The 26,046-nt window shown below is 72.5% G+C and carries 27 protein-coding genes; 22 read left to right on the forward strand and 5 right to left on the reverse strand.

Annotated features, from left to right (window positions below; all coding sequences use genetic code 11):
• The first annotated feature begins 10 nt into the window (after nucleotides 1–10).
• The 16 genes from ACIPW5_RS14810 (at nucleotide 11) to ACIPW5_RS14885 (ending at nucleotide 16,732) form a co-directional block, all read left to right on the forward strand.
• Nucleotides 11–1,066, forward strand: coding sequence for an ABC transporter ATP-binding protein (locus ACIPW5_RS14810; protein WP_401244654.1), 1,056 nt, complete (start codon nucleotides 11–13; stop codon nucleotides 1,064–1,066).
• Nucleotides 1,059–2,105, forward strand: a complete 1,047-nt coding sequence (locus ACIPW5_RS14815) for an ABC transporter ATP-binding protein (RefSeq protein WP_401244656.1) — start codon at nucleotides 1,059–1,061, stop codon at nucleotides 2,103–2,105. The genes ACIPW5_RS14810 and ACIPW5_RS14815 overlap by 8 nt, the downstream gene beginning before the upstream one ends.
• Nucleotides 2,106–2,253: 148 nt before the next feature.
• The gene (locus ACIPW5_RS14820; protein ID WP_401244658.1) at nucleotides 2,254–3,198 is read left to right on the forward strand and encodes a GNAT family N-acetyltransferase; all 945 of its coding nucleotides are present in this window, start codon (nucleotides 2,254–2,256) and stop codon (nucleotides 3,196–3,198) included.
• 106 nt (nucleotides 3,199–3,304) lie between these two features.
• Nucleotides 3,305–4,936 (forward strand): ABC transporter substrate-binding protein, encoded by a 1,632-nt coding sequence (locus tag ACIPW5_RS14825; protein ID WP_401244660.1) that lies wholly within the window; start codon nucleotides 3,305–3,307, stop codon nucleotides 4,934–4,936.
• A 30-nt stretch (nucleotides 4,937–4,966) separates the two neighbouring features.
• A complete protein-coding gene (locus ACIPW5_RS14830) occupies nucleotides 4,967–5,890 on the forward strand; it encodes an ABC transporter permease (protein ID WP_401244662.1) in 924 nt (307 codons plus the stop codon).
• Nucleotides 5,883–6,917 carry an ABC transporter permease gene (locus tag ACIPW5_RS14835; RefSeq protein ID WP_401244664.1) on the forward strand — a complete coding sequence of 345 codons (1,035 nt, stop codon included), beginning with the start codon at nucleotides 5,883–5,885 and terminating at the stop codon, nucleotides 6,915–6,917. The genes ACIPW5_RS14830 and ACIPW5_RS14835 overlap by 8 nt, the downstream gene beginning before the upstream one ends.
• 17 nt (nucleotides 6,918–6,934) lie before the next feature.
• On the forward strand, nucleotides 6,935–7,909 hold the full coding sequence (locus tag ACIPW5_RS14840) for an ABC transporter ATP-binding protein (RefSeq protein ID WP_401244870.1): 975 nt from the start codon (nucleotides 6,935–6,937) through the stop codon (nucleotides 7,907–7,909).
• Entirely contained in the window at nucleotides 7,902–8,963 is a 1,062-nt protein-coding gene (locus ACIPW5_RS14845; protein ID WP_401244666.1) for an ABC transporter ATP-binding protein, read from the forward strand. Before ACIPW5_RS14840 ends, ACIPW5_RS14845 begins: the two co-directional genes overlap by 8 nt.
• Nucleotides 8,964–9,342: 379 nt before the next feature.
• Nucleotides 9,343–9,537 carry a hypothetical protein gene (locus tag ACIPW5_RS14850; RefSeq protein WP_045952243.1) on the forward strand — a complete coding sequence of 65 codons (195 nt, stop codon included), beginning with the start codon at nucleotides 9,343–9,345 and terminating at the stop codon, nucleotides 9,535–9,537.
• Nucleotides 9,538–9,560: 23 nt separating this feature from the next.
• Nucleotides 9,561–10,460: an N-acetyl-1-D-myo-inositol-2-amino-2-deoxy-alpha-D-glucopyranoside deacetylase gene (mshB, locus tag ACIPW5_RS14855; RefSeq protein ID WP_401244668.1), complete on the forward strand. Its 900-nt coding sequence runs from the start codon at nucleotides 9,561–9,563 to the stop codon at nucleotides 10,458–10,460.
• The gene (locus ACIPW5_RS14860) at nucleotides 10,457–10,840 is read left to right on the forward strand and encodes a DUF6113 family protein (protein WP_401244670.1); all 384 of its coding nucleotides are present in this window, start codon (nucleotides 10,457–10,459) and stop codon (nucleotides 10,838–10,840) included. Before mshB ends, ACIPW5_RS14860 begins: the two co-directional genes overlap by 4 nt.
• 352 nt (nucleotides 10,841–11,192) lie before the next feature.
• Nucleotides 11,193–13,046, forward strand: a complete 1,854-nt coding sequence (locus ACIPW5_RS14865; protein WP_401244672.1) for a hypothetical protein — start codon at nucleotides 11,193–11,195, stop codon at nucleotides 13,044–13,046.
• 171 nt (nucleotides 13,047–13,217) lie between these two features.
• Entirely contained in the window at nucleotides 13,218–14,177 is a 960-nt protein-coding gene (locus ACIPW5_RS14870; RefSeq protein ID WP_401244674.1) for an ABC transporter ATP-binding protein, read from the forward strand.
• A complete protein-coding gene (locus ACIPW5_RS14875) occupies nucleotides 14,174–14,938 on the forward strand; it encodes an ABC transporter permease (protein ID WP_401244676.1) in 765 nt (254 codons plus the stop codon). The genes ACIPW5_RS14870 and ACIPW5_RS14875 overlap by 4 nt, the downstream gene beginning before the upstream one ends.
• 4 nt (nucleotides 14,939–14,942) lie before the next feature.
• A complete protein-coding gene (locus ACIPW5_RS14880) occupies nucleotides 14,943–16,109 on the forward strand; it encodes a sensor histidine kinase (RefSeq protein ID WP_401244678.1) in 1,167 nt (388 codons plus the stop codon).
• Nucleotides 16,106–16,732, forward strand: a complete 627-nt coding sequence (locus ACIPW5_RS14885) for a response regulator transcription factor (protein ID WP_401244679.1) — start codon at nucleotides 16,106–16,108, stop codon at nucleotides 16,730–16,732. The genes ACIPW5_RS14880 and ACIPW5_RS14885 overlap by 4 nt, the downstream gene beginning before the upstream one ends.
• Nucleotides 16,733–16,941: 209 nt before the next feature.
• On the opposite strand, the gene ACIPW5_RS14890 is transcribed toward ACIPW5_RS14885, so the two are convergent.
• Both ACIPW5_RS14890 and ACIPW5_RS14895 read right to left on the reverse strand, forming a co-directional pair.
• Nucleotides 16,942–17,727, reverse strand: a complete 786-nt coding sequence (locus ACIPW5_RS14890; protein ID WP_401244681.1) for a tetratricopeptide repeat protein — start codon at nucleotides 17,725–17,727, stop codon at nucleotides 16,942–16,944.
• Nucleotides 17,724–18,707 (reverse strand): GNAT family N-acetyltransferase, encoded by a 984-nt coding sequence (locus ACIPW5_RS14895; protein ID WP_401244682.1) that lies wholly within the window; start codon nucleotides 18,705–18,707, stop codon nucleotides 17,724–17,726. Before ACIPW5_RS14895 ends, ACIPW5_RS14890 begins: the two co-directional genes overlap by 4 nt.
• Nucleotides 18,708–18,823: 116 nt before the next feature.
• Between ACIPW5_RS14895 and fdxA the strand changes: the two genes are divergently transcribed.
• Complete coding sequence (fdxA, locus tag ACIPW5_RS14900) at nucleotides 18,824–19,156, forward strand: ferredoxin (RefSeq protein ID WP_393716662.1); 333 nt, start codon at nucleotides 18,824–18,826, stop codon at nucleotides 19,154–19,156.
• A 111-nt stretch (nucleotides 19,157–19,267) separates the two neighbouring features.
• Nucleotides 19,268–20,362 carry a succinyldiaminopimelate transaminase gene (gene dapC, locus ACIPW5_RS14905; RefSeq protein WP_401244684.1) on the forward strand — a complete coding sequence of 365 codons (1,095 nt, stop codon included), beginning with the start codon at nucleotides 19,268–19,270 and terminating at the stop codon, nucleotides 20,360–20,362.
• 82 nt (nucleotides 20,363–20,444) lie between these two features.
• Here the strand turns inward: dapC and ACIPW5_RS14910 are convergent, their stop codons facing one another.
• The gene (locus ACIPW5_RS14910) at nucleotides 20,445–20,807 is read right to left on the reverse strand and encodes an ATP-binding protein (protein WP_401244685.1); all 363 of its coding nucleotides are present in this window, start codon (nucleotides 20,805–20,807) and stop codon (nucleotides 20,445–20,447) included.
• A gap of 345 nt (nucleotides 20,808–21,152) precedes the next feature.
• On the reverse strand, nucleotides 21,153–22,163 hold the full coding sequence (locus ACIPW5_RS14915) for a hypothetical protein (protein WP_401244871.1): 1,011 nt from the start codon (nucleotides 22,161–22,163) through the stop codon (nucleotides 21,153–21,155).
• A gap of 78 nt (nucleotides 22,164–22,241) precedes the next feature.
• Here ACIPW5_RS14915 and dapE point away from each other — a divergent pair, with 78 nt between their 5' ends.
• Together dapE and ACIPW5_RS14925 are read left to right on the forward strand one after the other, a co-directional pair.
• Entirely contained in the window at nucleotides 22,242–23,321 is a 1,080-nt protein-coding gene (dapE, locus tag ACIPW5_RS14920; protein ID WP_401244687.1) for a succinyl-diaminopimelate desuccinylase, read from the forward strand.
• Nucleotides 23,322–23,385: 64 nt separating this feature from the next.
• Entirely contained in the window at nucleotides 23,386–24,144 is a 759-nt protein-coding gene (locus ACIPW5_RS14925; protein ID WP_401244689.1) for a TIGR00730 family Rossman fold protein, read from the forward strand.
• Nucleotides 24,145–24,190: 46 nt separating this feature from the next.
• On the opposite strand, the gene folP is transcribed toward ACIPW5_RS14925, so the two are convergent.
• The gene (gene folP, locus ACIPW5_RS14930; RefSeq protein ID WP_401244691.1) at nucleotides 24,191–25,051 is read right to left on the reverse strand and encodes a dihydropteroate synthase; all 861 of its coding nucleotides are present in this window, start codon (nucleotides 25,049–25,051) and stop codon (nucleotides 24,191–24,193) included.
• A gap of 82 nt (nucleotides 25,052–25,133) precedes the next feature.
• Here folP and ACIPW5_RS14935 point away from each other — a divergent pair, with 82 nt between their 5' ends.
• Together ACIPW5_RS14935 and ACIPW5_RS14940 are read left to right on the forward strand one after the other, a co-directional pair.
• A complete protein-coding gene (locus ACIPW5_RS14935; protein ID WP_401244693.1) occupies nucleotides 25,134–25,466 on the forward strand; it encodes a DivIVA domain-containing protein in 333 nt (110 codons plus the stop codon).
• The gene (locus ACIPW5_RS14940; RefSeq protein ID WP_401244695.1) at nucleotides 25,463–26,044 is read left to right on the forward strand and encodes a DNA-3-methyladenine glycosylase I; all 582 of its coding nucleotides are present in this window, start codon (nucleotides 25,463–25,465) and stop codon (nucleotides 26,042–26,044) included. The genes ACIPW5_RS14935 and ACIPW5_RS14940 overlap by 4 nt, the downstream gene beginning before the upstream one ends.
• The last annotated feature ends 2 nt before the right edge of the window (nucleotides 26,045–26,046 follow it).

Here is a 26,046-nt window from a genome sequence, read left to right on the forward strand (position 1 = left end):
AGGGCGTACGTTGACCACCATCGACAAGACCTCGAACGTCCCCGCGCCCCGCTCGGCGCCGGAGGGGACCCCCCTCCTCGATGTGCGCGACCTGCACGTCGAGTTCCACACCCGCGACGGTGTCGCCAAGGCCGTGAACGGCGTCTCGTACTCGGTGAACGCCGGCGAGACCCTCGCCGTCCTCGGCGAGTCCGGCTCCGGCAAGTCCGTGACGGCGCAGGCCATCATGGGCATCCTCGACATGCCGCCCGGCAAGATCCCCTCCGGTGAGATCCTCTTCCAGGGGCAGGACCTGCTGAAGCTCCCGGCCGAGGAGTACCGCAAGATCCGCGGTTCGAAGATCGCCATGATCTTCCAGGACGCCCTGTCCTCGCTGAACCCGGTGCACACCGTCGGCGCCCAGCTCGGCGAGATGTTCCGCGTCCACCGCGGCATGTCCAAGAAGGACTCGCTGGCCAAGGCCGTCGAGCTGATGGACCGGGTGAAGATCCCCGCCGCCAAGGCGCGCGTGGGCGACTACCCGCACCAGTTCTCCGGCGGCATGCGCCAGCGCATCATGATCGCCATGGCGATGGCCCTGGAGCCGGACCTGATCATCGCCGACGAGCCGACCACGGCCCTCGACGTGACGGTCCAGGCCCAGGTCATGGACCTCCTCGCGGAACTCCAGCGCGAGATGAACATGGGCCTGATCCTGATCACCCACGACCTCGGCGTCGTCGCCGACGTCGCCGACAAGATCGCCGTCATGTACGGCGGCCGGATCGTCGAGACCGCCCCGGTCCACGAGATCTACAGCCGCCCGGCGCACCCGTACACCCGCGGCCTGCTCGACTCGATCCCGCGTCTGGACCAGAAGGGCCAGGAGCTCTACGCGATCAAGGGCCTGCCGCCCAACCTGCTCGACCTCCCCTCGGGCTGCGCCTTCAACCCGCGCTGCCCCAAGGCCCAGGACATCTGCCGCACCGACGTGCCCGTCCTGCACCAGGTGACCGAGCAGGACGGCACCGAGCTGCCGGGCCGCGGCAGCGCGTGCCACTTCTGGAAGGAGCAGATCCATGGCTGATCTCACCAAGCCCAAGGGCGAGCCGATCCTTCAGGTGCGCAACCTGGTGAAGCACTTCCCGCTGACCCAGGGCATCCTGTTCAAGAAGCAGATCGGTGCGGTCAAGGCCGTCGACGGGGTCTCCTTCGACCTCTACCAGGGCGAGACCCTCGGCATCGTCGGTGAGTCCGGCTGTGGCAAGTCCACCGTCGCCAAGCTCCTGATGAACCTGGAGAAGGCCACCGCCGGTGAGGTCTTCTACAAGGGCCAGGACATCACCCGGCTGAGCGGCAAGGCCCTCAAGGAGGTCCGCCGCAACATCCAGATGGTGTTCCAGGACCCGTACACCTCGCTGAACCCGCGCATGACGGTCGGCGACATCATCGGCGAGCCCTTCGAGATCCACCCCGAGGTGGCTCCCAAGGGCGACCGCCGGCGCAAGGTCCAGGAGCTCCTGGACGTCGTGGGTCTGAACCCGGAGTACATCAACCGGTACCCGCACCAGTTCTCCGGCGGCCAGCGCCAGCGCATCGGCATCGCCCGCGGCCTCGCGCTCCAGCCCGAGATCATCATCTGCGACGAGCCGGTCTCCGCGCTCGACGTGTCGGTGCAGGCGCAGGTCATCAACCTGATGGAGAAGCTCCAGGACGAGTTCAACCTCTCCTACGTCTTCATCGCGCACGACCTCTCCATCGTCCGGCACATCTCGGACCGCGTGGGCGTCATGTACCTGGGCAAGATGGCCGAGATCGGCAGCGACGCCGAGATCTACGACCACCCCACCCACCCGTACACCCAGGCCCTGCTCTCCGCGGTGCCGGTGCCGGACCCGGAGGCCCGCGAGGGCCGCGAGCGGATCATCCTCACCGGTGACGTCCCCTCGCCGGCCAACCCGCCGTCGGGCTGCCGCTTCCGCACCCGCTGCTGGAAGGCCGAGGAGCGCTGCTCCACGGAGGAGCCGGTGCTGGCGATCCCGACGCGCTTCCAGGGTGTCGACACCCCGGCCGCGCACGAGTCGGCCTGCCACTTCGCGGAGGAGCGGGCCGTCCTGGCCGGCTGACCTCCCCGTACGGCGTACGCGTCCCAGGGCGCCCGGGACCGGAGCAGCAGCTCCGGCCCCGGGCGCCCTCGGCGTTTCCCCGACCGGCCCGGCCCCGCAGGTCCAAAGTCCGTTGCGGCCGCCCCCCGCGGCCGCCGACAGTGGACGGATGACCACCGAGACGCTGACCGTCCGCCCGGCCGGACCCGGGGACGCCCGGGACATCTGCGCCCTGCTCAACGCCGTCGACGTCATCGAGATCGGCAGACCCGAGACCGACCTCGGCACCGTCGAAGCCGACCTCAACCATCCCGACGTGGACCTCGCCGCCGACTCCTGGCTCGCCTTCGAGGACGGCCGGCTCGTCGCGTACGCCCTCGTCTGGGCCGACTCCGGCCCCGGCCGCGTCGACGGCGACCACTACGTCCTGCCCGGCCGCGAACGGGCCGCGATGGCCCTGCTGCACCGGATGGAGGAGCGCGCCCGCCGGATGGCCTCCGGCACCGGCGCCGACGCCCGGCTGCGGATCCAGCTCAACGTCCGGCCCACCCTGAACCTCGCCCTCCTGACCGGCCGCGGCTACCGCAGCGTGCGCCGCTACCAGGTGATGACCCGCCGGCTCTCGCCCACCGCCGACCTGCCGCCCGGCCCGCTCGGCGGCCTCGCCCTGCGCCACTGCGGCGCCGACGAGGCCGACCGCCGCCGCGCCCACGCCCTGGTGGAGGAGACCTTCGCCGCCCACTTCGGGCACGCGCACCGCACGTACGAGGCCTGGCTCGACCACATCGACGGCCGCTCCCTGGACTGGTCCCTCGTGTGGATCGCGAGCCTGCCCGGCCAGGGCGACGCGGGCGTCCTCGTCACCCGCGACGACCGCACCAGCATGGGCTGGATCAGCCACCTCGGCGTACGCGGGGACCTGCGAGGGTACGGCTTCGGCTCCCACCTGCTGCGGCACGCCTTCGCCGCCTACGCGGCCCGCGGCCGCGACACCCTGGGCCTCGGCGTGGACACCCTCAACGAGAGCGGCGCCCTCGCCCTCTACGAGGCGCACGGCATGGCCCTGCACTACGCGGTCGACACCTGGGAGCTCAGGTTGCACCCCCAGGGGTGACAGGCGGGGGACGCGAGGGTGCAAAAGGGCCAACCGGGGGTGCGCAGGACCCGACATGAGGTGACATTGCCCCTAAGTGAGTCCTGGTACCTCTAGGAGGCAGTCCATGCGCGGAGCCACCCACGCCAAGTGGGCCGCATGTGCGGTGGCCGTCGCCCTCGCGGCGACGGCCTGCGGCGGCGGGAGCGACAGCGGCGGGGGCGGCGGCGCGGCCGGGATCGTCAGCTCCTCCTGGGGTGACCCGCAGAACCCGCTGGAGCCCGCCAACACCAACGAGGTGCAGGGCGGCAAGGTCCTCGACATGCTCTTCCGGGGCCTCAAGCGCTACGACGCGAAGACCGGCGAGGCCACGAACATGGTCGCCGAGAAGATCGAGACCACCGACAGCCAGAACTTCACGATCACCCTCAAGGACGGCTGGAAGTTCAGCAACGACGAGCCCGTCACCGCGCAGTCCTTCGTCGACGCCTGGAACTACGCGGCTGACGTGCGCAACAAGCAGAACAACGCGCCCTTCTTCGCCGACATCGTGGGCTACGCCGACGTGCACCCCGCCAGCGGCGAACCCAAGGCCAAGACCATGTCCGGCCTGGTGGTCAAGGATCCCAAGACCTTCACCGTCGCCCTGAAGTCGAAGTTCTCCACCTGGCCCGAGACCCTCGGCTACCAGGCCTTCTCCCCCCTGCCCAAGGCCTTCTTCACCGACCACTCCGCCTGGCTCGACAAGCCCGTCGGCAACGGCCCGTACACGGTGGACTCGTACACCAAGGGCACCGGCATGAAGCTGCGCAAGTGGGAGGGCTACCCCGGCGAGGACAAGGCGCAGAACGGCGGCGTCGACCTCAAGGTCTACACCGACAACAACACCGCCTACACCGACCTGATCTCCGGCAACCTCGACCTCGTCGACGACGTCCCCGCCCAGCAGCTGAAGAACGTCAAGAACGACCTCGGCGACCGCTACATCAACCAGCCGGCCCTCATCATCCAGACCCTCACCTTCCCCCTGTACGACCCCCAGTGGGGCAAGGAGGGCATGGAGAAGGTCCGCCGCGGCATCTCGATGGCCATCAACCGCGACGAGATCACCCAGCAGATCTTCCGCGAGACCCGCACCCCCGCCAAGGACTGGACCTCCCCGGCCCTCGGGGCCAAGGGCGGCTTCAGCTCCACCCTCTGCGGAGACGCCTGCACGTACGACCCCAAGGCGGCGAAGGCGCTCATCCAGGAGGGCGGCGGACTGCCCGGCGGCAAGATGACCCTCACCTCGAACGTGGACACCGGCTCGCACCGCGACTGGATGGACGCCGTCTGCAACAGCGTCAACAACGCCCTCGGCGAAGGCCCGGTCTGCACGGTCAACCCGGTCGGCACCTTCGCGGACTTCCGCAACCAGCAGAGCGCCTTCAAGCTCACCGGCCCCTTCCGCTCCGGCTGGCAGGCCGACTACCCGCTGATCCAGAACTTCCTCCAGCCGCTGTACTACACCGGAGCCTCCTCCAACTACGGCAAGTTCAGCAGTCCGGACTTCGACAAGCTCGTCGACCAGGCCAACCAGGAGACCGACGCCGCCAAGGCCACCGCGCTCTTCCAGGACTCGGAGAAGGTCCTCGCCGAGCAGATGCCGTCCATCCCCCTCTGGTACCAGAACGGCAGCGCCGGCCACTCCGAGCGGATCTCCGACGTCACCCTGAACCAGTTCAGCGTCCCGGTCTACAACGAGATCAAGGTCAGCTGACCCCTCCGACGGATCGATCCTGGAGCAGTCATGGGACGTTACGTGATCCGGCGGCTGCTCCAGATGATCCCCGTGTTCATCGGCAGCACCTTCCTGATCTTCATCATGGTCTACGCGCTCGGCGACCCGGTCGCGGCCCTCTTCGGCGACAAGGCCCCCGACCCCGCCACGGCCGCCCGGATCCGCAAGGACCTCTACCTCGACCGCCCGCTGTGGGAGCAGTACCTCCACTACATGGGGCAGATCTTCAAGGGAGACTTCGGCACGGCCTTCAACGGCCAGCCGGTCACCGAGCTGATGGCCTCGGCCTTCCCCGTCACCCTGCGCCTGACCATGGTCGCGATCTTCTTCGAGATCGTCATCGGCATCACCCTCGGCGTGGTCAGCGGACTGCGCCGGGGCAAGGCGATCGACACCAGCCTGCTCGTCCTCACCCTCGTCGTCATCTCGGTGCCCACCTTCGTCACCGGCTACCTGCTCCAGTTCGTCTTCGGCGTCAAATGGGGCTGGGTGCGCCCCACCGTCTCCCCGGACGCCCCCTTCAACGAGCTGATCCTGCCCGGCATCGTCCTCGCCCTGGTCTCCCTCGCGTACGTCACCCGGCTCTCGCGGACCTCCATCGCCGAGAACGTCAAGGCCGACTACGTCCGCACCGCCGTCGCCAAGGGACTGCCGCGCCGCCGGGTCATCACCCGCCACCTGCTGCGCAACTCCCTGATCCCGGTGGTCACCTTCATCGGCACCGACATCGGCGCCCTCATGGGCGGCGCCATCGTCACCGAGCGGATCTTCAACATCCACGGCGTCGGCTACCAGCTCTACCAGGGCATCCTGCGCAACAACTCGCCCACGGTGGTCGGCTTCGTCACCATCCTCGTCATCGTCTTCCTGGTGGCGAACCTGCTCGTCGACCTGCTCTACGCGGTCCTGGACCCGAGGATCCGTTATGCCTGAGCCCGAGAGCCCCGAAGAGCCCGGCGGCTACGACCCCGTGGGCCCCCGTGCGGGCGAGGCGATGTCCCCCACCGGCCAGGGCGGGGCCATGGACCTGGCCCTCCAGGAGGCCGAGAGCGTGGAAGGCGTCGCCAAGGAGTCCGGCCCCGCCGAACCCGTCGGAGCGGCCGGACCGCAGGAGAAGGCCCGCTCCCTGGGCTCCGACGCCTGGCACCAGCTGCGCCGCAACCCCGTCTTCATCGTCTCCGCGCTGCTCATCCTCTTCCTCGTCGTCATCTCCATCTGGCCCCAGCTCATCGCGAGCGGCGACCCCCTCCAGTGCGACCTGTCCAAATCGCAGCAGGGCTCCGCCCCCGGACACCCCTTCGGGTACGACACCCAGGGCTGCGACGTCTACACCCGCACCGTCTACGGCGCCCGCGCCTCCATCACCGTCGGCGTCTGCGCGACCGTCGGCGCCGCCCTGCTGGGCTCCGTGCTCGGCGGGCTCGCCGGCTTCTTCGGCGGCTGGGGGGACTCCCTGCTCTCCCGCGTCGCCGACATCTTCTTCGGGATCCCCGTCGTCCTCGGCGGCCTGGTCTTCCTGTCCGTGGTCACCAGCACCACCGTGTGGCCCGTCGTCGGCTTCATCGTGCTGCTCGGCTGGCCGCAGCTCGCCCGCATCGCCCGCGGCTCGGTGATCACCGCCAAGCAGAACGACTACGTCCAGGCGGCCCGCGCCCTCGGCGCCGGCAACGGGCGCATGCTGCTGCGCCACGTGGCCCCCAACGCCGTGGCCCCCGTCATCGTCGTCGCCACCATCGCGCTGGGCACCTACATCGCCCTGGAGGCCACCCTGTCCTTCCTCGGCGTGGGCCTGCGCCCGCCCACCGTCTCCTGGGGCATCGACATCTCCAACGCCGCCACCCAGATCCGCAACGCCCCGCACATGCTGCTCTGGCCGGCGGGCGCCCTGAGCCTGACCGTGCTCGCCTTCATCATGCTCGGCGACGCGGTCCGCGACGCCCTCGACCCCAAGCTGCGCTGAGGAGTGTGAGCCGCCAGATGCTGCTCGAAGTCCGGGACCTCCACGTCGAGTTCACCACCCGCGACGGGGTCGCCAAGGCCGTCAACGGGGTCAACTACTCGGTGGACGAGGGCGAGACCCTCGCCGTGCTCGGCGAGTCCGGCTCCGGCAAGTCGGTGACGGCCCAGGCCGTGATGGGCATCCTCGACGTCCCGCCGGGCCGGATCGCGGGCGGCGAGATCCTCTTCAAGGGCAAGGACCTCCTGAAGACGAAGGAGGAGGAGCGCAGGAGGATCCGCGGCGCCGAAATGGCGATGATCTTCCAGGACGCCCTGTCCTCCCTCAACCCCGTGCTCAGCGTCGGCGCCCAGCTCGGCGAGATGTTCGAGGTCCACCGGGGCGCGTCCCGCAAGGAGGCCCGGGCCAAGGCCGTGGAGCTGATGGACCGGGTGAAGATCCCCGCCGCGAAGCAGCGGGTGGGGGACTACCCGCACCAGTTCTCCGGCGGCATGCGCCAGCGCATCATGATCGCGATGGCGCTGGCCCTGGAACCCTCCCTGATCATCGCCGACGAGCCCACCACCGCCCTCGACGTCACCGTCCAGGCCCAGGTCATGGACCTCCTCGCCGAGCTCCAGCGCGAACTCAACATGGGCCTCATCCTGATCACCCACGACCTCGGCGTCGTCGCCGACGTAGCCGACAAGATCGCCGTGATGTACGCGGGCCGGATCGTCGAGGCCGCCCCCGTCCGGGAGATCTACGCCTCGCCCGCCCACCCGTACACCCGCGGGCTGCTCGACTCGATCCCGCGGCTGGACCAGAAGGGCCAGGAGCTCTACGCGATCAAGGGCCTGCCGCCCAACCTGCTGGCCATCCCGCCCGGCTGCGCCTTCAACCCGCGCTGCCCGATGGCCCGGGCCGCCTGTCGCGCCGAGGTCCCGCCGCTGGCCGACGTCGCCCCGGACCGGGCCAGCGCCTGCTTCTTCTGGAAGGAGTGCCTCGGTGCCTGAGCCCATCCTGGAGGTCCGCGACCTCGTCAAGCACTACCCGCTGACCCAGGGCATCCTCTTCCGGAAGCAGGTCGGCGCGGTCAAGGCCGTCGACGGGGTCTCCTTCGCCCTGGCCCCGGGGGAGACACTCGGCATCGTCGGCGAGTCCGGCTGCGGGAAGTCCACCGTCGCCCGGATGCTGGTCAACCTCGAACGGCCCACCGCCGGCGCGATCTCGTACAAGGGCGAGGACGTCACCAAGCTCTCGGGCCGCGCGCTGAAGGCCGTCCGCCGCAACATCCAGATGGTGTTCCAGGACCCGTACACCTCGCTGAACCCGCGCATGACGGTCGGCGACATCATCGGCGAGCCGTACGAGATCCACCCCGAGGTGGCCCCGAAGGGCGACCGGCGGCGCAAGGTCCAGGAGCTCCTGGACGTGGTCGGCCTGAACCCGGAGTACATCAACCGGTACCCGCACCAGTTCTCCGGCGGCCAGCGCCAGCGCATCGGCATCGCCCGCGGGCTCGCCCTGCGGCCGGAGGTCATCGTCGCGGACGAGCCGGTGTCCGCGCTCGACGTCTCGGTCCAGGCCCAGGTGGTCAACCTGCTGGAGCGGCTCCAGGACGAGTTCGGCCTCTCGTACGTGTTCATCGCGCACGACCTGTCGATCGTCCGCCACATCTCCGACCGGGTCGGGGTCATGTACCTGGGCCGGGTCGTCGAGATCGGCACCGACACCCAGATCTACGACCACCCCACCCACCCCTACACCCAGGCCCTGCTCTCGGCCGTGCCCGTGCCCGACCCCGGCGCGCGCGCCCACCGGGAGCGGATCATCCTCACCGGCGACGTGCCCTCCCCGGCCAACCCGCCGTCGGGCTGCCGCTTCCGCACCCGCTGCTGGAAGGCCGAATCCCGCTGTGCGGAGGAGGTCCCCCTGCTGGCCGTCCCGCAGGCCCTCCCGCCGGGCCCGGCCGCCCATCCGTCGGCCTGCCACTTCGCGGCGGAGAAGCGGGTGGTCCCGCCCGCGGGCGAACTCCCGCCCCCGCCGACCCCCCTGACGAAGGAGTAGCGGGACCGTTCGGACGCCCTGGTGAGCGATCATTTCCAGCCACCCCGAGTGCGACCTCGGATGCGGGCGTCCGGTCGGGCCCGCTTTGACCCAACACGCTTAACACAGGGGCAACTTGACCGTTTCTGCCCCGAGATCTGGGGCATGCACTCTGGGCCGTGTGCGGCCGTGCGGGTGCCGACAACCGGCCGGGAGGGCGTCCAGCCCTCCCGGCCGGCCTTCGTGCGCCCCCGGCCGTGCGCGGCATGCGCCCCTCGTGCTGCCGGAATTCGATCGATGCGCTGGTACGGATAGTTATGATCCGTAGCGCACGGTGGGTATGAATGCGCCGAGCACGAGTACGCATACCGATGTCCGCTCGACGTGGAGGTGAAACGCCGTGGCACTCTCGATCTCGGCCGTGGTGCTGCTGGCGATCGTCGTCTTCCTTCTGGTCCGGAGGTCGGGTCTGAAGGCGGGACACGCGTTCGTCTGCGTACTGCTCGGGTTCTACCTGGCGAGTTCCACGGTCGCGCCCACCCTCAGCCAGCTCACGTCCAACGTGGCGAGCATGATCAGTGGCCTCAAGCTGTAGTTCCGGCTCGTAGGGTGGGACCCATGAACGGTCTTCCCGCCCGTCGTCTGCTCCTCGTGCACGCGCACCCGGACGACGAGTCGATCAACAACGGCGTCACCATGGCCAAGTACGCGGCCGAGGGTGCCCACGTCGCGCTGGTGACCTGCACCCTCGGCGAGGAGGGCGAGGTCATCCCCGCCGAGCTGGCCCACCTGGCGCCGGACCGCGACGACGCCCTCGGCCCCTTCCGCGTCGGCGAGCTCGCCGCCGCCATGAAGGAACTCGGGGTCTCCGACCACCGCTTCCTCGGCGGCGCCGGCCGCTTCAGGGACTCCGGGATGATGGGCGCCCCGCAGAACGCCCGCCCCGGCTCCTTCTGGTCGGCCGACCTGGACGAGGCCGCCGGGTACCTCGTGGAAGTGATCCGGGAGCTGCGCCCGCAGGTCCTCGTCACCTACGACCCCGACGGCGGCTACGGCCACCCCGACCACATCCAGGCCCACCGGGTCGCCTCCCGGGGCGCGGAGCTGGCCGCCGAGGCCGGGTACCGCCCCGAGCTCGGCGCCCCGCACGCCGTCGCGAAGGTGTACTGGAACCGCGTGCCGGCCTCGGTCGTCGAGGAGGGCTTCGAGCGGCTGCGCGCGGCGGGCACCGCCTTCCCGGGCACCGCGACCGCGGACGACGTGCCGGGCGTGGTCCCCGACGGGCGGATCACCGCCGAGATCGGCGACGAGGACGGTTCCACCGTCCTGGTGGCGGCGAAGGCGGCCGCCATGCGGGCGCACGCCACCCAGATCGCCGTCGACGGCCCCTTCTTCGCCCTCTCCAACGACCTGGGCCAGCCCCTGTTCGCCCGGGAGTACTACGAGTTGGCCGCCGGCCGCTCCGGCGCCCCGGCCGGCGAGCGCGAGCGGGACCTCTTCGCGGGGGTGGAGGCGTGACCACCGCGCTGACCCCCGGGCGGATCGCCGCCCTGCTCGGCCTGTTCGCCCTCGGCGCGCTGACCGGCGCGGCCGGCTGGCTCGTGGTCGACCTGTGGTTCCCGGGCGGGCTGCTGCTCGCCCTGCTGGCCCTCCTCGGGCTGTTCCTCGGCGGCCGGCTGACGGCCGGCGGGGGGCTCGGGGTGGGTGCCCCGGCGGCCGGCTGGTTCCTCTCCTACGTCCTCCTCAGCGTCCCCCGTCCCGAAGGGGACTTCCTGCTCGGTTCCTCCGGAATCGGCATGTACGCATACCTTTTGGGGGGAAGTGCGGCCGCTGTGATCTGTGCCACGATGCGCGACCCCGCGCAGGGACCCGTTCCGGCCTCCACGCCCCGCGGATGACGGGCCGCCGAACTCCCGCACCCGCCGATCGGGGACGGGTTGCGGGGGTTTGACGGGCCCTCGTACGGGGGCGCGCGGAAGCAGAAGAGGAACCTGGGATTCCTGGCCGACAGTTGTGCCCGGGCGGCGGCCAGTATGGTGGACGGGCCGCCGAGCTGCCCGCGCACGGAATGACGGGCGGCGGAGCCAACCGGGAGAACCTGCCTTGAGTCGTGAAACCGACAGTTCGTCCCCCGGGCCCCAAGGGCACGGTGGAGCCGCCTACCCCTCGGGTACGCCGCCGTATGGAACCGGCCAGTATCCGTCCGTGCCACCCGGTCCCGGCGCCGCGACCGTCCCGGAGGAGAACCCAGTGACCTCGAACCCGTCCACGCCCGACACCGACGGGCCGAAGACCGAGACCCACCTGACGACCCGGATCCGGATCAACATCCCCGGATCCCGGCCGATCCCGCCCGTGGTCGTGCGCAAGCCCGTCAAGGACGGCGCCCAGGACGCGTCCCCGGCCGCCGCCGGGCCCGCCGACACGGCCGCGCGCACGCCCGAGCGGCGCCCCGCGCCCGCACGGCCCGCGGCCTCGGCCCCCGCGCTCCCCGCGGCACCGGCCCCGGCCCCCGCACCGGCCGCGCCCGCCCCGGAGCCGGCCCCCGCGCCCGCCGACGCGCCGGCCGGCGGATGGTTCGCCCCGCGCAAGGCGGTGACGCCCCCGCCGTCCGCGACGCCGCCCGCCGGCGTGCCCGCGGTCCCCGGCGGCCCGGGTGCGCCCGGTGCCCCCGGCGGCCCCGGGATGCCCGGCGGTCCCGGCGCGAGCTACGGCTCCGGCGTGCCCGGCACCGGCGCGGGCTTCGCGCCCCCGGCCGAGCCCGGACACCCGCAGCCCCCGGCCGCGCACGGCCCCGGAGCCGGCTTCGCCCCGGCCCCCGCCGTCGGCGGACCCGGAGTCGGCGCGCCCCAGGGGTACGCCGGGTACGACAACGGCCCCGTCACCGAGCCCTTCCCCGCCTTCCCGGACCCCGCCGGGCCGACGGGCGGACCCGCGCTGGGCACCGTCCCCGTCGGCGCCGAGGTGCCCCCGAGCTGGCCCGGCCCCGAGGCCTTCGAGACCCCGGCGCCGGTCCCCGCACCCGCGCCGGTCCCCGGCCCCGGCCCCGGCCCGGTCGCCCCGCCGCCGCCGGGACCGAAGCCGCCGCGCCAGATGACGCCGCCGCCCGCCCCCGCCGGCACGTCGGCCAAGGCCGCCCCGGCCGGCAAGGCCGCCAAGAAGAAGAAGGGCCGCTCCAAGCTGGTCCTGCTCGGCGGCGGCATCGTCGTCCTCGCCGGCGTGGCCTACGGCGCCGGACTGCTGATGAACCACTCCGACGTCCCCAAGGGCACCACCGTCCTCGGCGTCGACATCAGCGGCAGCCGCGACGACGCCGTCGCCAAGCTCCAGACCGCCTTCGGCAAGCGCTCCGCCACCCCGCTCCAGCTCAGCGTCGGCGGCAAGCAGGTCGAGCTGAAGCCCGAGAAGGCCGGCCTCACCCTCGACAGCCAGACCACCGTCCGCAACGCCACGGGCAGCGACTACAACCCCGTCACCGTCATCGGCTCCCTCTTCGGGGTCGAGCGCACGGCCACCGCCGTCATGCCGGTCGACGAGGAGAAGCTGCGGGTCTCCCTCCAGGAGCTGGCCGGCGCCGCCGGCTCGGCCTCCGAGAGCACCATCAAGTTCGACACCGGCAAGGCCGTCGCCGTACCCGGCAAGGCCGGCGAGGGCCTCGACGTCGACGCCTCCGTGGACAAGGTCACCAAGGCCTTCCGCGAGCTCGTCGCCAACGGCAAGGGCCCGACCGTCCAGCTCCCCGTCACCAAGCGGGAGCCCACCGTCACCCAGCAGGAACTGGACCGCGCCATGAAGGAGTTCGCGGAGCCCGCGATGTCCGGCGTGGCGACGGTCAAGGCGGGCACCAAGTCCATCCCCTTCGGCCCCAAGTCCCTGCCGAAGATCCTCAGCATGACGGCCGTGGACGGACGCCTCGTCGAGAAGTACGACCTCGACGCCCTGAAGGCCACCTACGGGAACGCCTTCGACGGGGTCCTGATCACCCGGGGCACCGGCGCCAAGACCCCCGTCACCCCGCAGGACGTCGCGGGCGCCCTCGGCAAGGCCCTCATCGGCAAGACCGCCGCCGAACGGACCGTCACGATCGACACCAACGCCAACTGACGGCCCGCACCACCCCCGCGAAGCCCCTCCCCGAGCCCCGGGAAGGGGCTTCGCCGCATCCCCGGCACCCCCGCCACCAGGGCTGTCACGTCCCCCGCATGACATCCGTCATACGGGAGTCACGACCCGCGACACTGCCGCCCGCACCCCCGTACGGGCGAACCTCGATGCATGACGACGACGACAGCGGCACACCCCGCCGCCCCGGGCCCCGCGGGCGGATCCGGCGACACCGGCACCGTGGTGTCCTTCCGGAACGTGACCAAGAGCTACGGCAAGGTCCGGGCCGTCGACGGCCTCTCCCTCGCACTCCACCCGGGCGAGACCGTCGCGCTCCTCGGCCCCAACGGCGCCGGCAAGTCCTCCACCCTCGACCTCCTCCTCGGCCTGCGCCCCGCCGACTCCGGCACCGTCAGCCTCTTCGGCACCACCCCCCGCGAGGCCATCGCCGCCGGCCGGGTCGGCGCCATGCTCCAGAGCGGGGGCCTGATGGAGGACGTGACCGTACGCGAACTCGTCACCCTCGGCTGCGCCCTGCACCCGCGCCCGTACCCGGTCGACGAGGTGCTCAGCCGGGCCGGCGTCGAGGAGATCGCCGGCCGGCTCGTCAACAAGCTCTCCGGCGGCCAGGAACAGCGCGTGCGCTTCGCCCTCGCCACCGCCGGCCGGAACGACCTGATCGTCCTCGACGAGCCCACCACCGGCATGGACGTCACCTCCCGCCAGGCCTTCTGGGCCACCATGCGGGAACAGGCCGCCCAGGGCCGCACGGTCCTGTTCGCCACCCACTACCTGGAGGAGGCGGACGCGATCGCCGACCGCGTCCTCGTCCTCAACAAGGGACGGCTGCTCGCCGACGGCACCGCCGCCGAGATCAAGGCCAAGGCCGGCGCCCGCAAGGTCGCCTTCGACCTCGACGGCCCCGTCGACGAGCAGGCCCTGCGCGCACTGCCCGGCCTGACCGCCTTCGACCTCACCGGCCGCTCCGTGCGCCTCCAGTCGCGCGACGCCGACGCCACCGTGCAGGCCGTGTACGCGCTCGGGCTCTACCCCCGCAACCTGGAGGTCGCCGGCCTCGGCCTGGAACAGGCCTTCATCGCCCTCACCGAGGCCGAGGAGGCCACCCGATGACGAGCACCGTCAACACCGGCACCCTGCGGCTGGTCAAGCTGGAGATCTCCCGCGCCCTGCGCAACAAGAAGTACCTGTTCTTCACCGTCATGTACCCGGCCGCGCTCTTCCTGATGCTCGGCGGCACCCTGGACGGCACCACCAAGGTCATGGGCACCGAACTGACCATGCCCGCCTTCTACATGGTCGCCATGGCCTCCTTCGGCGCCCTGACCGCCGTGCTGATGGGCAACAGCGAGCGCATCGCCAAGGAGCGCGAGAAGGGCTGGGTGCGCCAGCTGCGGCTGACCGCCCTGCCCGGACACGGCTACGTCCTCGCCAAGACCGCCAGCGCCGGAGTGCTGTCCCTGCCCTCCATCCTGGTCGTCTTCGCCGTCGCCGCCGGAGCCAAGGGCGTGCGCTTCGACGCCTGGCAGTGGTTCGCCCTCACCGGCGCGATCTGGGCCGGCAGCCTCGTCTTCGCCGCCCTCGGCGTGGCCATCGGCTACCTCGCCAGCGGGGACAACGTCCGCCCCATCACCATGCTGTTCTACTTCGGCCTCTCCATCCTCGGCGGCCTGTGGATGCCCACCGCGAACTTCCCCCAGTGGCTCCGCGACATCTGCGAGTGGCTGCCGACCCGCGCGTACGCCGGCCTCGGCCAGGCCATCGAGCTCGGCGGCGCCCCGCACGCCAAGGACGTGGCGATCCTCGCCGTGTACTTCGTACTGTTCACCGGTGCGGCCGCCTGGCTGTACCGCAAGGACTCACTGAAGGCCTGAGGCAGTGGCGCTGACGCAGGGAACCGACGGTCCGCACCGGATCGGCCAGCCACCGGAGACCACCACCCACAAGGTGGTGAAGAGCCTGTGGATCGGCATCTGGCTCTTCTACCTCAGCGCCCCCGTCACCGACCTGGTCAACGGCGGACACAGCACCGGGGCCCGGCTGCTCGGCGGCCTGGGCCTGCTGGCCTTCACCTGCTGGTACCTGGTGCTGGTCTTCCGCACCGTCAGGATGATGCCCGTGCCCAGGGTGCTGGTCTCCCTGGCGGTGCTCGCCGCACAGGCCACCGTGCTGTCGCTGACCCTGGGCCGCGAATGGCTGGTGCTCTTCGTGTACGTCTCCATCTCCTCCGGCGCCGCCCTCCCCGGCGAGGTGTCCCGCTGGACCGTCCCGGGCGCGACCGCGCTGCTGACGGCGGTGGCCCTCGCGGTCCCGGGCGGCACCGAGTACCTGGCCGGGCTGCTGATCCCGGCGCTGATGGGCGGGTTCGCGATGGTCGGCGTCCGGGCGATGATCCGCACCACGATGGAGCTGCGCCAGGCCCGGGCCACGGTGGCCGAGCTCGCCGCCAACGAGGAGCGCCTGCGGATGGCCCGCGACCTGCACGACCTGCTGGGCCACTCGCTGTCGCTGATCACGCTCAAGAGCGAGCTGGCGGGCCGGATGCTGCCCGAGCACCCCGAGCGGGCCGCCCAGCAGGTGGCGGACATCGAGCGGGTCAGCCGGCAGGCGCTGGTCGACGTACGGGAGGCCGTCAGCGGCTACCGGCGGCCGACCCTGCCCGGCGAACTCGCGGGCGCCCGTACGGCGCTGGCCGCGGCGGGCGTGGCGGCCGACCTCCCGGCGGGCCCCGAGGACACCGCGCTCCCGGAGGAGACGGAGTCCGCACTGGCCTGGTCGCTGCGCGAGGCCGTCACGAACGTGGTCCGGCACAGCGGGGCCCGGCGCTGCACGGTCACCCTGGCCACCCGCCAGACCCTCGCCGGCCCGGTCGTCGAACTGACGGTGACCGACGACGGCACCGGCGGCGGCCCCGCCGTCCCCGGCAACGGCCTGACCGGCCTGACGGAACGCCTGGAGGCGGTCGGCGGCACCCTGTCGGCCGGTCCGGCGGGCAAGTCCGGCTTCCGCCTGGTGGCGCGGGTCCCCCTAGGATCCGGGTCATGAGCGAAGCCGGCACCGCCCCCATCCGGATCCTCCTGGCCGAGGACCAGTCGATGGTCCGGGAGGCCCTCGCGGCCCTCCTCGGCCTGGAGCCCGACATCGAGGTCCTGGCCCAGGTCGCCCGCGGCGACGAGGTGGTCGGGGCGGCCCGCTCCCACGACGTGAACGTGGCCCTCCTCGACATCGAGATGCCGGGCATGACGGGCATCGAGGCCGCCGCGCAGCTGCGGGCCGCCCTGCCCGCCGTCAAGATCGTGGTCCTGACCACCTTCGGCCGCCCCGGCTACCTCCGCGGCGCGATGGAGGCGGGCGCCTCGGCCTTCCTGGTCAAGGACGCCCCCGCGGCCCAGCTCGCCGACGCGGTGCGCAGGGTCCTGGCGGGGGAGCGCGTCATCGACCCCACCCTCGCGGCGGCGGCCCTGGCGGAGGGCGCGAACCCCCTGACGGACCGCGAGCGGGAGGTCCTGCGGGCGGCCGAGTTCGGCGCGACCAACGCCGAACTGGCGGCCCGCCTGAACCTCTCCCCGGGCACGGTCCGCAACTACCTGTCGACGGCCATCCAGAAACTGGCGGCGCGCAACCGCACCGAAGCCGTTCGCGTGGCCCGCGAGAAGGGGTGGCTGTAGGCCGGGGCTGATTCAGCCCCGCCGGCGTTTGAGGCGCGGGCGCGGTGGCGCCGTACGGGGTCAGGGGCGGAGCCCCTGGGAACGGTGGAAGGGCGGGTAGGGGACCCCCTCCGCGCAGCGGCACACCACCCGCACCCGACCACCGGCACCGGCCACCCCACCCGGCCCCGCCCCCGGTCCGACGGCCGGAGGCAGGCGCAGAAGGGGGGTCAGTTCAGGAGGGCGCGAGCCGCCACGGCCTCGCCGCGGATGCGCGCCGCCTCGTCCTTGTCCACCGCGTCCATGACCTCCGCGTACCCCTCCAGTTCCGCCGCGCCCTCCCGGAACGCGCCCCGTTCCACCAGCAGCCGGGCCCGTTCGTAGCGCAGCGCCGCCGGGTGGGAGGGCAGGAGCAGGGACAGGTCCAGGGCCCACAGGGCGACCGCCGAGTGCTCCGGGCGGGAGGAGGCCCAGGCGCGGATGTTGTTCAGGATCCGCAGCACGATGTCCAGGGTGCGGGCCGGGGTCTTGGGGGAGGCCGCCAGTTCCGCCGGGCCCGCGCCCAGCGAGGCGCCGCCGGCGAAGGGGTCCACCACCACCGAGTCCTCCGGGTCCCCGAAGCCCACCACGAAGTGCCCCGGCAGCCCCAGCCCGTACACCGGCGCGCCCGCCCGCCGGGCCACCTCCAGCCACACCACCGAGAGGAGGATCGGCAGGCCCCGCCGCCGCATCAGCACCTCGTGCAGGAGGGAGGACGACAGCCGGTCGTAGTCGTTCGGGGTGCCGTGGAAGCCCAGCCGGCCCCCCAGCAGCTCCGTCACCGCCGAGGCCCACGCACGCGGGTCCCGCAGCCCGTACGGCAGCATCCCCGCGAGCCGGTCCAGCTCGATCTCGGCCCGGTCCATGGCCCGTTCGTCCAGCTCCGGATCCGCCTCCGCGGCCAGCAGCAGGCACAGCCGGGCCAGATCGGGCCGCTCCGCGCGGGCCTCCGCCGCGAACTGCTCCCGCGTGCTCACCGCGCCGCCCGGAAGTGGTGGTAGGCGTGGTGCGCGGCGAAGCCCATGCCGTCGTACAGGGCCCGCGCCGCCGGGTTGTCCGTCTCCACCTGGAGCCAGGCCGCCGACGCGCCCTCCTCCAGCGCCCGCCGGGCCAGCGCCGTCATCACCGCCGTCGCCAGCCCCCGCCGCCGGTCCTCCGGGGCGACGGTCACGGCCGCGAAGCCGGCCCACCGGCCGTCCACCACGCAGCGCCCGATCGCCCGGCCGCCGTCCAGGGAGGCGAACCACACCGACGGGCCCTCCACCAGCATCCGCCGGGCGAGCTCCGGGTCCCGGACCTTCCCGTAGCGGGCGAGCCACGGCTCGTCCGGCTCGCGGGTCAGGCGTACCGCCGCCACGTCCGCGTCCCGGTCGCCCACCGGGGCCAGCGCCCCGACGCGCACCTCCGCCGACACCTCGTTGACCCAGCCGCGCCGCTCCAGCTCCGCGCAGAGCAGCTCCTGCGTCCCGGCGGCGCCCGTGGCGGCCTGCACGTACGCCGGGAGGTCCCGCTCCGCGTACCAGGAGGTCACCCGCGCGAGTGCTTCGTCCAGGGGTATGCCCGGATCGCCGAGCGGGAGCACGGAGTTGGCGCGCCGGGTGAACCCGGCGGAGGCGCGCAGCGTCCACCCGCCGAGCGGCTCGCTCTCCAGCGGCTGCCAGGCCCGCGACGTGACCCGCGCCAGCTCCTCGAAGGAGGCCGCCGGACCCCTGCGGCGGGCCGGTGCGGGGGGCACGACCTTGCCCGCGACCAGCGACGATTCCGGGATGTGGACGGACACGCCGTCCTTGCGTGTGATCGTCAGCACACCCCGGGTCCAGGATGTGAGAACCCCGACCGCGTCCGCGAACACCGGAGCGCCGCTCCCGCCGTCCTCCACCCGTCGTACAGAGACTCGTTTACCCACGTCAGCCGGGGTAATACGGATCTCCAGCAGCCCACCGGCAGTGATTTCCACAGCTCTGTCCGCCCCTCCTGTTCGGATCGTGCCCGGGAACGGAGATACTAGGTGCGGGCATCGACGACGCCGCGCTCCCGCGCGAATGGACAGCCCTACCGAGGAGGAACGAGAGCGTGACCTACGTCATCGCGGAGCCTTGTGTCGACGTCAAGGACAAGGCCTGCATCGAAGAGTGCCCCGTCGACTGCATCTACGAGGGCCAGCGGTCCTTGTACATCCACCCGGACGAGTGCGTCGACTGCGGCGCCTGTGAGCCGGTCTGCCCCGTCGAGGCCATCTTCTACGAGGACGACACCCCGGAGGAGTGGAAGGACTACTACAAGGCGAACGTCGAGTTCTTCGACGAGCTCGGTTCGCCCGGTGGTGCCTCCAAGCTCGGCCTGATCGAGCGCGACCACCCCTTCGTCGCGGCGCTGCCCGCCGACATCAACCCCGGCGAGCACTGACCGTTCACGGCAGATGCGTCCCTCGGTCCCGTACGGCACTGCTGCCGCGCGGGACCGAGCCGTTTCCCGGTACGACCCAGCCCCCGCACCTGACAGAGAGCAGAGAGCACCGTGGCCGCAGTATCCGACCGTCTTCCCGCCTTTCCCTGGGACAAGCTGGAGCCGTACAAGGCCACGGCGGCGGCCCACGCTGACGGCATCGTCGACCTGTCCGTCGGCACCCCCGTCGACCCGGTGCCGGACCTGATCCAGCGCGCCCTGGTCGCCGCCGCCGACTCCCCGGGCTACCCCACCGTGTGGGGGACGCCCGCGCTGCGCGACGCGATCACCGGCTGGGTGCGGGGCCGTCTCGGCGCGAGCGCCGCCGGACACCGCAACGTGCTGCCGGTGGTCGGCTCCAAGGAGCTGGTGGCCTGGCTGCCGACCCAGCTGGGCCTCGGCGCCGGCGACAAGGTCGCCTACCCGCGGCTCGCGTACCCGACGTACGAGGTCGGCGCCCGGCTGTGCGGCGCGGAGGCCGTCGTCTACGACGACCCGATGGAGCTGGACCCGGCGGGCGTGAAGCTGCTGTGGCTCAACTCCCCGTCGAACCCCACCGGGAAGGTCATCCCGAAGGAGGACCTCGTCCGGATCGTCGCCTGGGCGCGCGAGCACGGCATCCTGGTCTTCAGCGACGAGTGCTACCTGGAGCTGGGCTGGGAGGCCGAGCCCGTCTCCGTGCTCCACGACGACGTGTGCGGCGGCTCGTACGAGGGACTCGTGGCCGTCCACTCGCTCTCCAAGCGCTCCAACCTGGCCGGATACCGGGCCGCGTTCATCGCCGGTGACGCGGCCGTCCTCGGCGAGCTGCTGGAGATCCGCAAGCACGGCGGCATGATGACCCCCGCCCCGGTGCAGGCGGCCACGGTGGCGGCCCTCGGCGACGACGCCCACGTCGAGGAGCAGCGCGGCCGCTACGCCGCCCGCCGCGAGGCGCTGCGCACGGCCCTGGAGGCGCACGGCTTCCGCATCGAGCACAGCGAGGCCAGCCTCTACCTGTGGGCGACCCGCGACGAGCCGTGCTGGGACACCGTCGCGCACCTCGCCGAGCTCGGCATCCTGGTCGCGCCGGGCGACTTCTACGGGGTGGCGGGCGCGAACTTCGTCCGGGTGGCCTTCACGGCCACCGACGAGCGCGTCGCCGCCGCGGTCAAGCGCCTCGGCTGACGCACGGCCCGCCTGGAACGGCCCGAGGGGGCCGGGAGCATCGGCTCCCGGCCCCCTCGGGCGTTCAGGCGTGCGGGCGGGATCAGCCCAGCAGGCCGCCCGGCAGGCCGCCGCCGGGAAGGCCGCCGCCCGGCAGGCCCCCGCCCAGGGCCTGCCCGGCGACCGGCAGGCCGCCCAGGGTCTGGCCCGCGCCGCCGGCGCCGCCGACGACCTCCGAGGCGGGACCGGCGACGGGGGCGGCGGCCGGGAGGGCCTCGGTGGCGGTGTGCGCGGCGTCGGTGGCCGCAGCCGTGTCCGGGGCGGTGAGCGTGTTCAGCATCGGCAGGGACTCCAGGCCCACGGCGTCGGCCGCGCTGGCGGCGCCTGCCGCACCGACCACGGGAGCGGTACCGGCTGCGAGGAGAAGCGCGGCGCGGGCGATCCGACGGGTCAGGGGGAGGGACATGATGCTCCTAAGCGGTAGCGGCTGAGTACGCCGTGTACAACCGCTCCCGGGGTGGGGGGAGTTGCGGACCCGCCGGGTAAAGGATCAGTAACGCATCGTTTAATCGGCTTCCGTGACAAGCTCATCGGACCCGCACTGACCTGCGGTTCTGTCCGCCTTCCGGGTGTACGGCCCGAACGCGTGGACACCCCTCCCGGGTGACGGGGCGTACGCGTGACCGTGCCACCGCGGCATCACGGCCGCCCCGCCCGCGCGCCGGGGGCGTACGCGGTCCGGGCCGCCGCCGGGCCCGCGCCGAGGGGGCCCGCAGCGGGCGGGCCCGCACCGACCGGCGGGCGACGGGGTTCAGCGGGCGTGGCCGCGGGACACGAAGATCCGGACCTCGCCCGGAGCCGCGTCGTGCGGATCCCCGGCACCCGCCTTGCGGCCGCTGCCGCCGCTCTTGCCCTGCCACGCGCCGCCGTCCCGGCCGGCCGCCCAGGAGGAGCCGTCGTACGACACCCGGGCGATCCCCAGCTCCTTCGACCGGGCCACCGCCCAGTGGGCCATCGCCCGCCCGCGCCGCGCCTCGGCCGGGCCGCCGCCCTCCTTCAGCCGCAGCCCGACCTCCGGCTCCGGCACGGACCCGCCCGCCGCCGGCCGTCCCGCCGGAGCACCCGCCCGGCCCGCGCCCAGCGCCTCCCGGGCCGGCGCCCCGAAGGCCCGCGCCAGCTCCGCCCGCACCTTCTCCGGATCGCCCGCCGAGGGCGCCGGGCCGGAGCAGGCCAGGGAGGCCGGCGTGCCGTTCTCGCCGAAGGCGGCCGTCAGGACCGTCGCGTCCGGCTCGTGCTTCGCGTACGCCTGCGGGAAACCGCTGAGCTGCACCTTCTGCGCGGCCACCGTCAGCGGCAGCCGGGTGTAGCCCTTGATCTCCGCCAGCCGGTCGTAGAAGATCCCCGCCGAGTACACCGGGTCCATGATCTGCTCCGGCGTCCCCCAGCCCTGCGAGGGCCGCTGCTGGAACAGGCCCAGCGAATCGCGGTCCCCGTGGTCGAGGTTGCGCAGCGCCGACTCCTGCATCGCCGTCGCCAGCGCGATGGTCACCGCCCGGTCCGGCAGCCCCTTGGAGATCCCGACGGCGGCTATCGTCGCCGCGTTCGCCGCCTGCTCCGGCGTCATCTCGTACGTCTGGACGGTCCCCGCGCCCGCGGAACCCGTCCCGGTCGCCGAAGCCGTGCAGAAGGAGGCGCCGTTGTTGGATTCCCGCTGGACGACGAAGTACCCGATCACCCCGAGCAGGACGACCAGGCCCACGGCCTTGCGGAACGGCCGGCGGCGGCGGGGGCGGGAGCGATCGGTCTCGGACACGCGGCCCACCGTACTTGAGGCCGATAAACCGTCCACCGGGCGGACGCTCCCGCTTCCCGCCCATCCCGGGGCGTTAGGGTCAGTTCCATGTCCGAATCCGAGCTGGACCTCACCCTGGACGCTGCCGAGCTGACCGCCCGGCTCGTCGACATCCCTTCCGTGAGCGGCGACGAGAAGGTCCTCGCCGACCTCGTGGAAGACGCGCTGCGCGCCCTCCCGCACCTCACCGTCGACCGCCTCGGCAACAACGTCGTGGCCCGGACGGACCTCGGCCGCGCCGAGCGCGTCGTACTCGCCGGGCACCTCGACACCGTGCCGATCGCCGACAACGTCCCGTCCCGCCTGGACGAGAACGACGTCCTGTGGGGCTGCGGCACGACGGACATGAAGTCCGGGGTCGCCGTACAGCTGAGGATCGCGGCGACCGTCCCCGAGCCCAACCGCGACCTCACCTTCGTCTTCTACGACCAGGAGGAGGTGGCCGCCGACCTCAACGGCCTCGGCAAGGTCGCCGACGCCCACCCCGACTGGCTGGCGGGCGACTTCGCCGTCCTGCTGGAACCCTCCAACGCCGAGGTCGAGGGTGGCTGCCAGGGCACCCTGCGGGTGCTGCTGCGCACCGAGGGCGAGCGGGCCCACTCCGCGCGCAGCTGGATGGGCTCCAACGCCATCCACGCCGCCGGCCCGATCCTGGCGAAGCTGGCCGCGTACGAGCCCCGCAAGCCGGTCATCGACGGCCTGGAGTACCACGAGGGCCTCAACGCGGTCCGCATCGAGGGCGGCGTCGCCAACAACGTGATCCCGGACGCCTGCACGGTCACCGTGAACTTCCGCTACGCCCCCGACCGCAGCGAGGCCGACGCGCTGGCCCACGTCCGGGAGGTCTTCGCGGACTGCGACATCGCCGAGTTCGTGATCGACGACTCCTCCGGCGGCGCCCTGCCGGGCCTGTCCCACCCGGCCGCCGCGGCCTTCATGGAGGCGGTCGGCGGGCGGCCCATGCCCAAGTTCGGCTGGACGGACGTCTCCCGCTTCAGCGCGCTCGGCGTACCGGCCGTCAACTACGGTCCGGGCGACGCGCTGCTGGCCCACAAGGTCGACGAGCGGGTCGAGACGAAGGCCATCCTGCACTGCGAGGAACGACTCCGCGCCTGGCTGACCTCCTGAATTCCCCCTCCCGTCACTTTTGTGCGCCTAACCTGATCCAACGATCAGCAGGAGGGAGCACATCATGGGCAACCCTGAAGGTTCGGCCCGCCGTCGGCCCGAGGAGCAGCAGCTCGGGCCGGTGCTGCGCAGGCGGGGCCAGGTGCAGGCCGGCAGTACGACGGACCAGCGGCTGCTGGACTCGGCCGGGCCCTCCGAGTGGGTGCACACCGACCCGTGGCGGGTCCTGCGCATCCAGTCGGAGTTCATCGAGGGCTTCGGCACCCTGGCGGAGCTGCCGCCCGCGATCAGCGTGTTCGGCTCGGCCCGTACTCCGGTGGACTCGCCGGAGTACGAGGCGGGCGTACGGATCGGCAGCGCACTCGTCGAGGCCGGGTTCGCGGTGATCACCGGCGGCGGTCCGGGCGCGATGGAGGCGGCCAACAAGGGCGCCCGCGAGGCGAACGGCATCTCCGTCGGCCTGGGCATCGAGCTCCCCTTCGAACAGGGGCTCAACCAGCACGTCGACCTCGGGCTGAACTTCCGGTACTTCTTCGTCCGCAAGACGATGTTCGTGAAGTACAGCCAGGGCTTCGTGGTGCTGCCGGGCGGGCTCGGCACCCTGGACGAGATGTTCGAGGCGCTGACCCTGGTCCAGACGCAGAAGATCACCAGGTTCCCCATCGTGCTCTTCGGCACGGAGTACTGGGGCGGCCTGATCGACTGGCTGCGCGACACGGTCATCGCCCAGGGCAAGGCCTCGGAGAAGGACCTCTACCTGTTCCACGTCACGGACGACGTGGACGAGGCGATCGCGCTGGTGACGAAGGAAGTCGGCAAGTAGCGGCTCCGGCCGCGCCGCTCCGGCGGCGCGGCCGGCCCGCCGGGCCTCAGGCCAGGCCGCGGCGGGCGACGGCCGGCGGCCGGTGCCCCTGGATCGAGCGGACCATGTCGAGGACCTGCTTCGTCTCCGCGACCTCGTGGACGCGGTAGACCTGCGCGCCGAGCCAGGCCGAGACGGCCGTGGTGGCCAGGGTGCCCAGCAGGCGCTCCTTGACCGGCTTGTCGAGGGTCTCGCCGACGAAGTCCTTGTTGGACAGGGAGACCAGCACCGGCCAACCGGTTTCGGTCATCTCCGCGAGCCGGCGGGTGGCCTCCAGTGAATGCCGGGTGTTCTTCCCGAAGTCGTGGCCCGGATCGATCATGATCGACTCCCGGGGCACCCCGAGGGCCGCGGCCCGCTCCGCGAGGCCGACGGTGACGCGCAGGATGTCCTCCACCACGTCCTCGTACGAGGTCCGGTGCGGCCGCGTGCGCGGCTCGACCCCGCCCGCATGGGTGCAGACGATGCCCGCACCGTAGCGCGCGGCGACCTCCGCCAGCTTCGGGTCCACCCCGCCCCACGCGTCGTTCAGCACGTCCGCCCCGGCCTCGCAGACCGCCTCGCCGACCTCGTGCCGCCAGGTGTCCACGCTGATCACCACGTCCGGGTGGCGGCGGCGCACCTCGGCGACGAAGCCGACCGTGCGCCGGGCCTCCTCCACCGCGTCCACGTGCTCGCCGGGGCCCGCCTTGACCCCGCCGATGTCGATGATCGCCGCGCCCTCGGCCACGGCCTGCTCCACCCGGTCGAGGGCCGGCTCGTCGCGGAAGGTGGCGCCCTGGTCGTAGAAGGAGTCCGGGGTGCGGTTCACGATGGCCATGATCACCGGCTCGTGGGTGTCGAACTCGCGCCTGCCCAGTCGCAGCATCCTGCTCTTTCCTCCTTCGGCGACCCTCGCGCCTCGTCTGCGACCTTAACCTGAGGGCAGGAGTCTCTCAGGGGAGTTGATCGTGTTCTGGTTCTTGCTGATCGCGCTGGTCGTGGTCGTGGCCGCGGTCACCCTCGCGGTGGTCGGCGGCGGCGCCGAGGCGGTACTGCCCGAGGCCGAGCCGGACCGGGTGGCCGACGCGCTGCCGGAGAGCCGGCCGGTGGTCGGGGCGGACATCGACGCGCTGCGGCTGCCGGTCGCCCCGCGCGGCTACCGGATGTCCGAGGTGGACGACGTACTGGACCGGCTCGCGGCCGAGCTGGCCGAGCGGGACGCGCGGATCGCTGAGCTGACGGCCGCGCGCGCCCAGGCCCCGGCGGACCGGGCCGTCGACCTCACGAAGGACGAGCGGTGAGCGGCACGGGGCTGGTGGCGGGCCCGGACGGCGGGCTGCGCTGTCCCTGGGGGCTGTCCACGGAGGACTACGTCGCCTACCACGACACCGAATGGGGCAAGCCCGTCCACGGCGACGACGCCCTCTACGAGCGGCTGTGCCTGGAGGCCTTCCAGTCCGGGCTGTCGTGGATCACGATCCTGCGCCGCCGCGAGGGCTTCCGGAAGGCCTTCGCGGACTTCGAGATCGCGGCGGTCGCGGAGTTCGGCCCGGCCGACGCCGAGCGGCTCATGGGCGACGAGGGGATCATCCGCAACCGGGCCAAGATCGAGGCCACCCTCGCCAACGCGAAGGTGCTGGCCGGCTGGGAGGCGGGGGAGCTGGACGGGCTGATCTGGTCCCACGCCCCCGAGAAGCCGGGCCGGGCCCCGAGGAGCACCGCCGACGTGCCGGCGGTGACCCCGGAGTCCACGGCCCTGGCCAAGGCCCTGAAGAAGGCGGGCATCCGCTTCGTCGGGCCGACCACGGCCTACGCCCTGATGCAGGCGTGCGGCCTGGTCAACGACCACCTCGCGGGCTGCGTCTCCCGCGAGGGGTGAGG

Source organism: Streptomyces sp. NPDC090077, assembly GCF_044747545.1.
GTDB lineage: Bacteria > Actinomycetota > Actinomycetes > Streptomycetales > Streptomycetaceae > Streptomyces.

What these genes read in the sequence shown, in the direction of transcription:
- mshB (WP_401244668.1), top strand. Translation starts at nt 9,561, where the DNA reads ATGAACGGTCTTCCCGCCCGTCGTCTGCTCCTCGTGCACGCGCACCCG.
- ACIPW5_RS14815 (WP_401244656.1), top strand. Translation starts at nt 1,059, where the DNA reads ATGGCTGATCTCACCAAGCCCAAGGGCGAGCCGATCCTTCAGGTGCGC.
- ACIPW5_RS14830 (WP_401244662.1), top strand. Translation starts at nt 4,967, where the DNA reads ATGGGACGTTACGTGATCCGGCGGCTGCTCCAGATGATCCCCGTGTTC.
- ACIPW5_RS14925 (WP_401244689.1), top strand. Translation starts at nt 23,386, where the DNA reads ATGGGCAACCCTGAAGGTTCGGCCCGCCGTCGGCCCGAGGAGCAGCAG.
- ACIPW5_RS14820 (WP_401244658.1), top strand. Translation starts at nt 2,254, where the DNA reads ATGACCACCGAGACGCTGACCGTCCGCCCGGCCGGACCCGGGGACGCC.
- ACIPW5_RS14835 (WP_401244664.1), top strand. Translation starts at nt 5,883, where the DNA reads ATGCCTGAGCCCGAGAGCCCCGAAGAGCCCGGCGGCTACGACCCCGTG.
- dapE (WP_401244687.1), top strand. Translation starts at nt 22,242, where the DNA reads ATGTCCGAATCCGAGCTGGACCTCACCCTGGACGCTGCCGAGCTGACC.
- ACIPW5_RS14875 (WP_401244676.1), top strand. Translation starts at nt 14,174, where the DNA reads ATGACGAGCACCGTCAACACCGGCACCCTGCGGCTGGTCAAGCTGGAG.
- ACIPW5_RS14825 (WP_401244660.1), top strand. Translation starts at nt 3,305, where the DNA reads ATGCGCGGAGCCACCCACGCCAAGTGGGCCGCATGTGCGGTGGCCGTC.
- ACIPW5_RS14870 (WP_401244674.1), top strand. Translation starts at nt 13,218, where the DNA reads ATGACGACGACGACAGCGGCACACCCCGCCGCCCCGGGCCCCGCGGGC.
- folP (WP_401244691.1), bottom strand. Translation starts at nt 25,051, where the DNA reads ATGCTGCGACTGGGCAGGCGCGAGTTCGACACCCACGAGCCGGTGATC.
- ACIPW5_RS14885 (WP_401244679.1), top strand. Translation starts at nt 16,106, where the DNA reads ATGAGCGAAGCCGGCACCGCCCCCATCCGGATCCTCCTGGCCGAGGAC.
- ACIPW5_RS14910 (WP_401244685.1), bottom strand. Translation starts at nt 20,807, where the DNA reads ATGTCCCTCCCCCTGACCCGTCGGATCGCCCGCGCCGCGCTTCTCCTC.
- ACIPW5_RS14840 (WP_401244870.1), top strand. Translation starts at nt 6,935, where the DNA reads ATGCTGCTCGAAGTCCGGGACCTCCACGTCGAGTTCACCACCCGCGAC.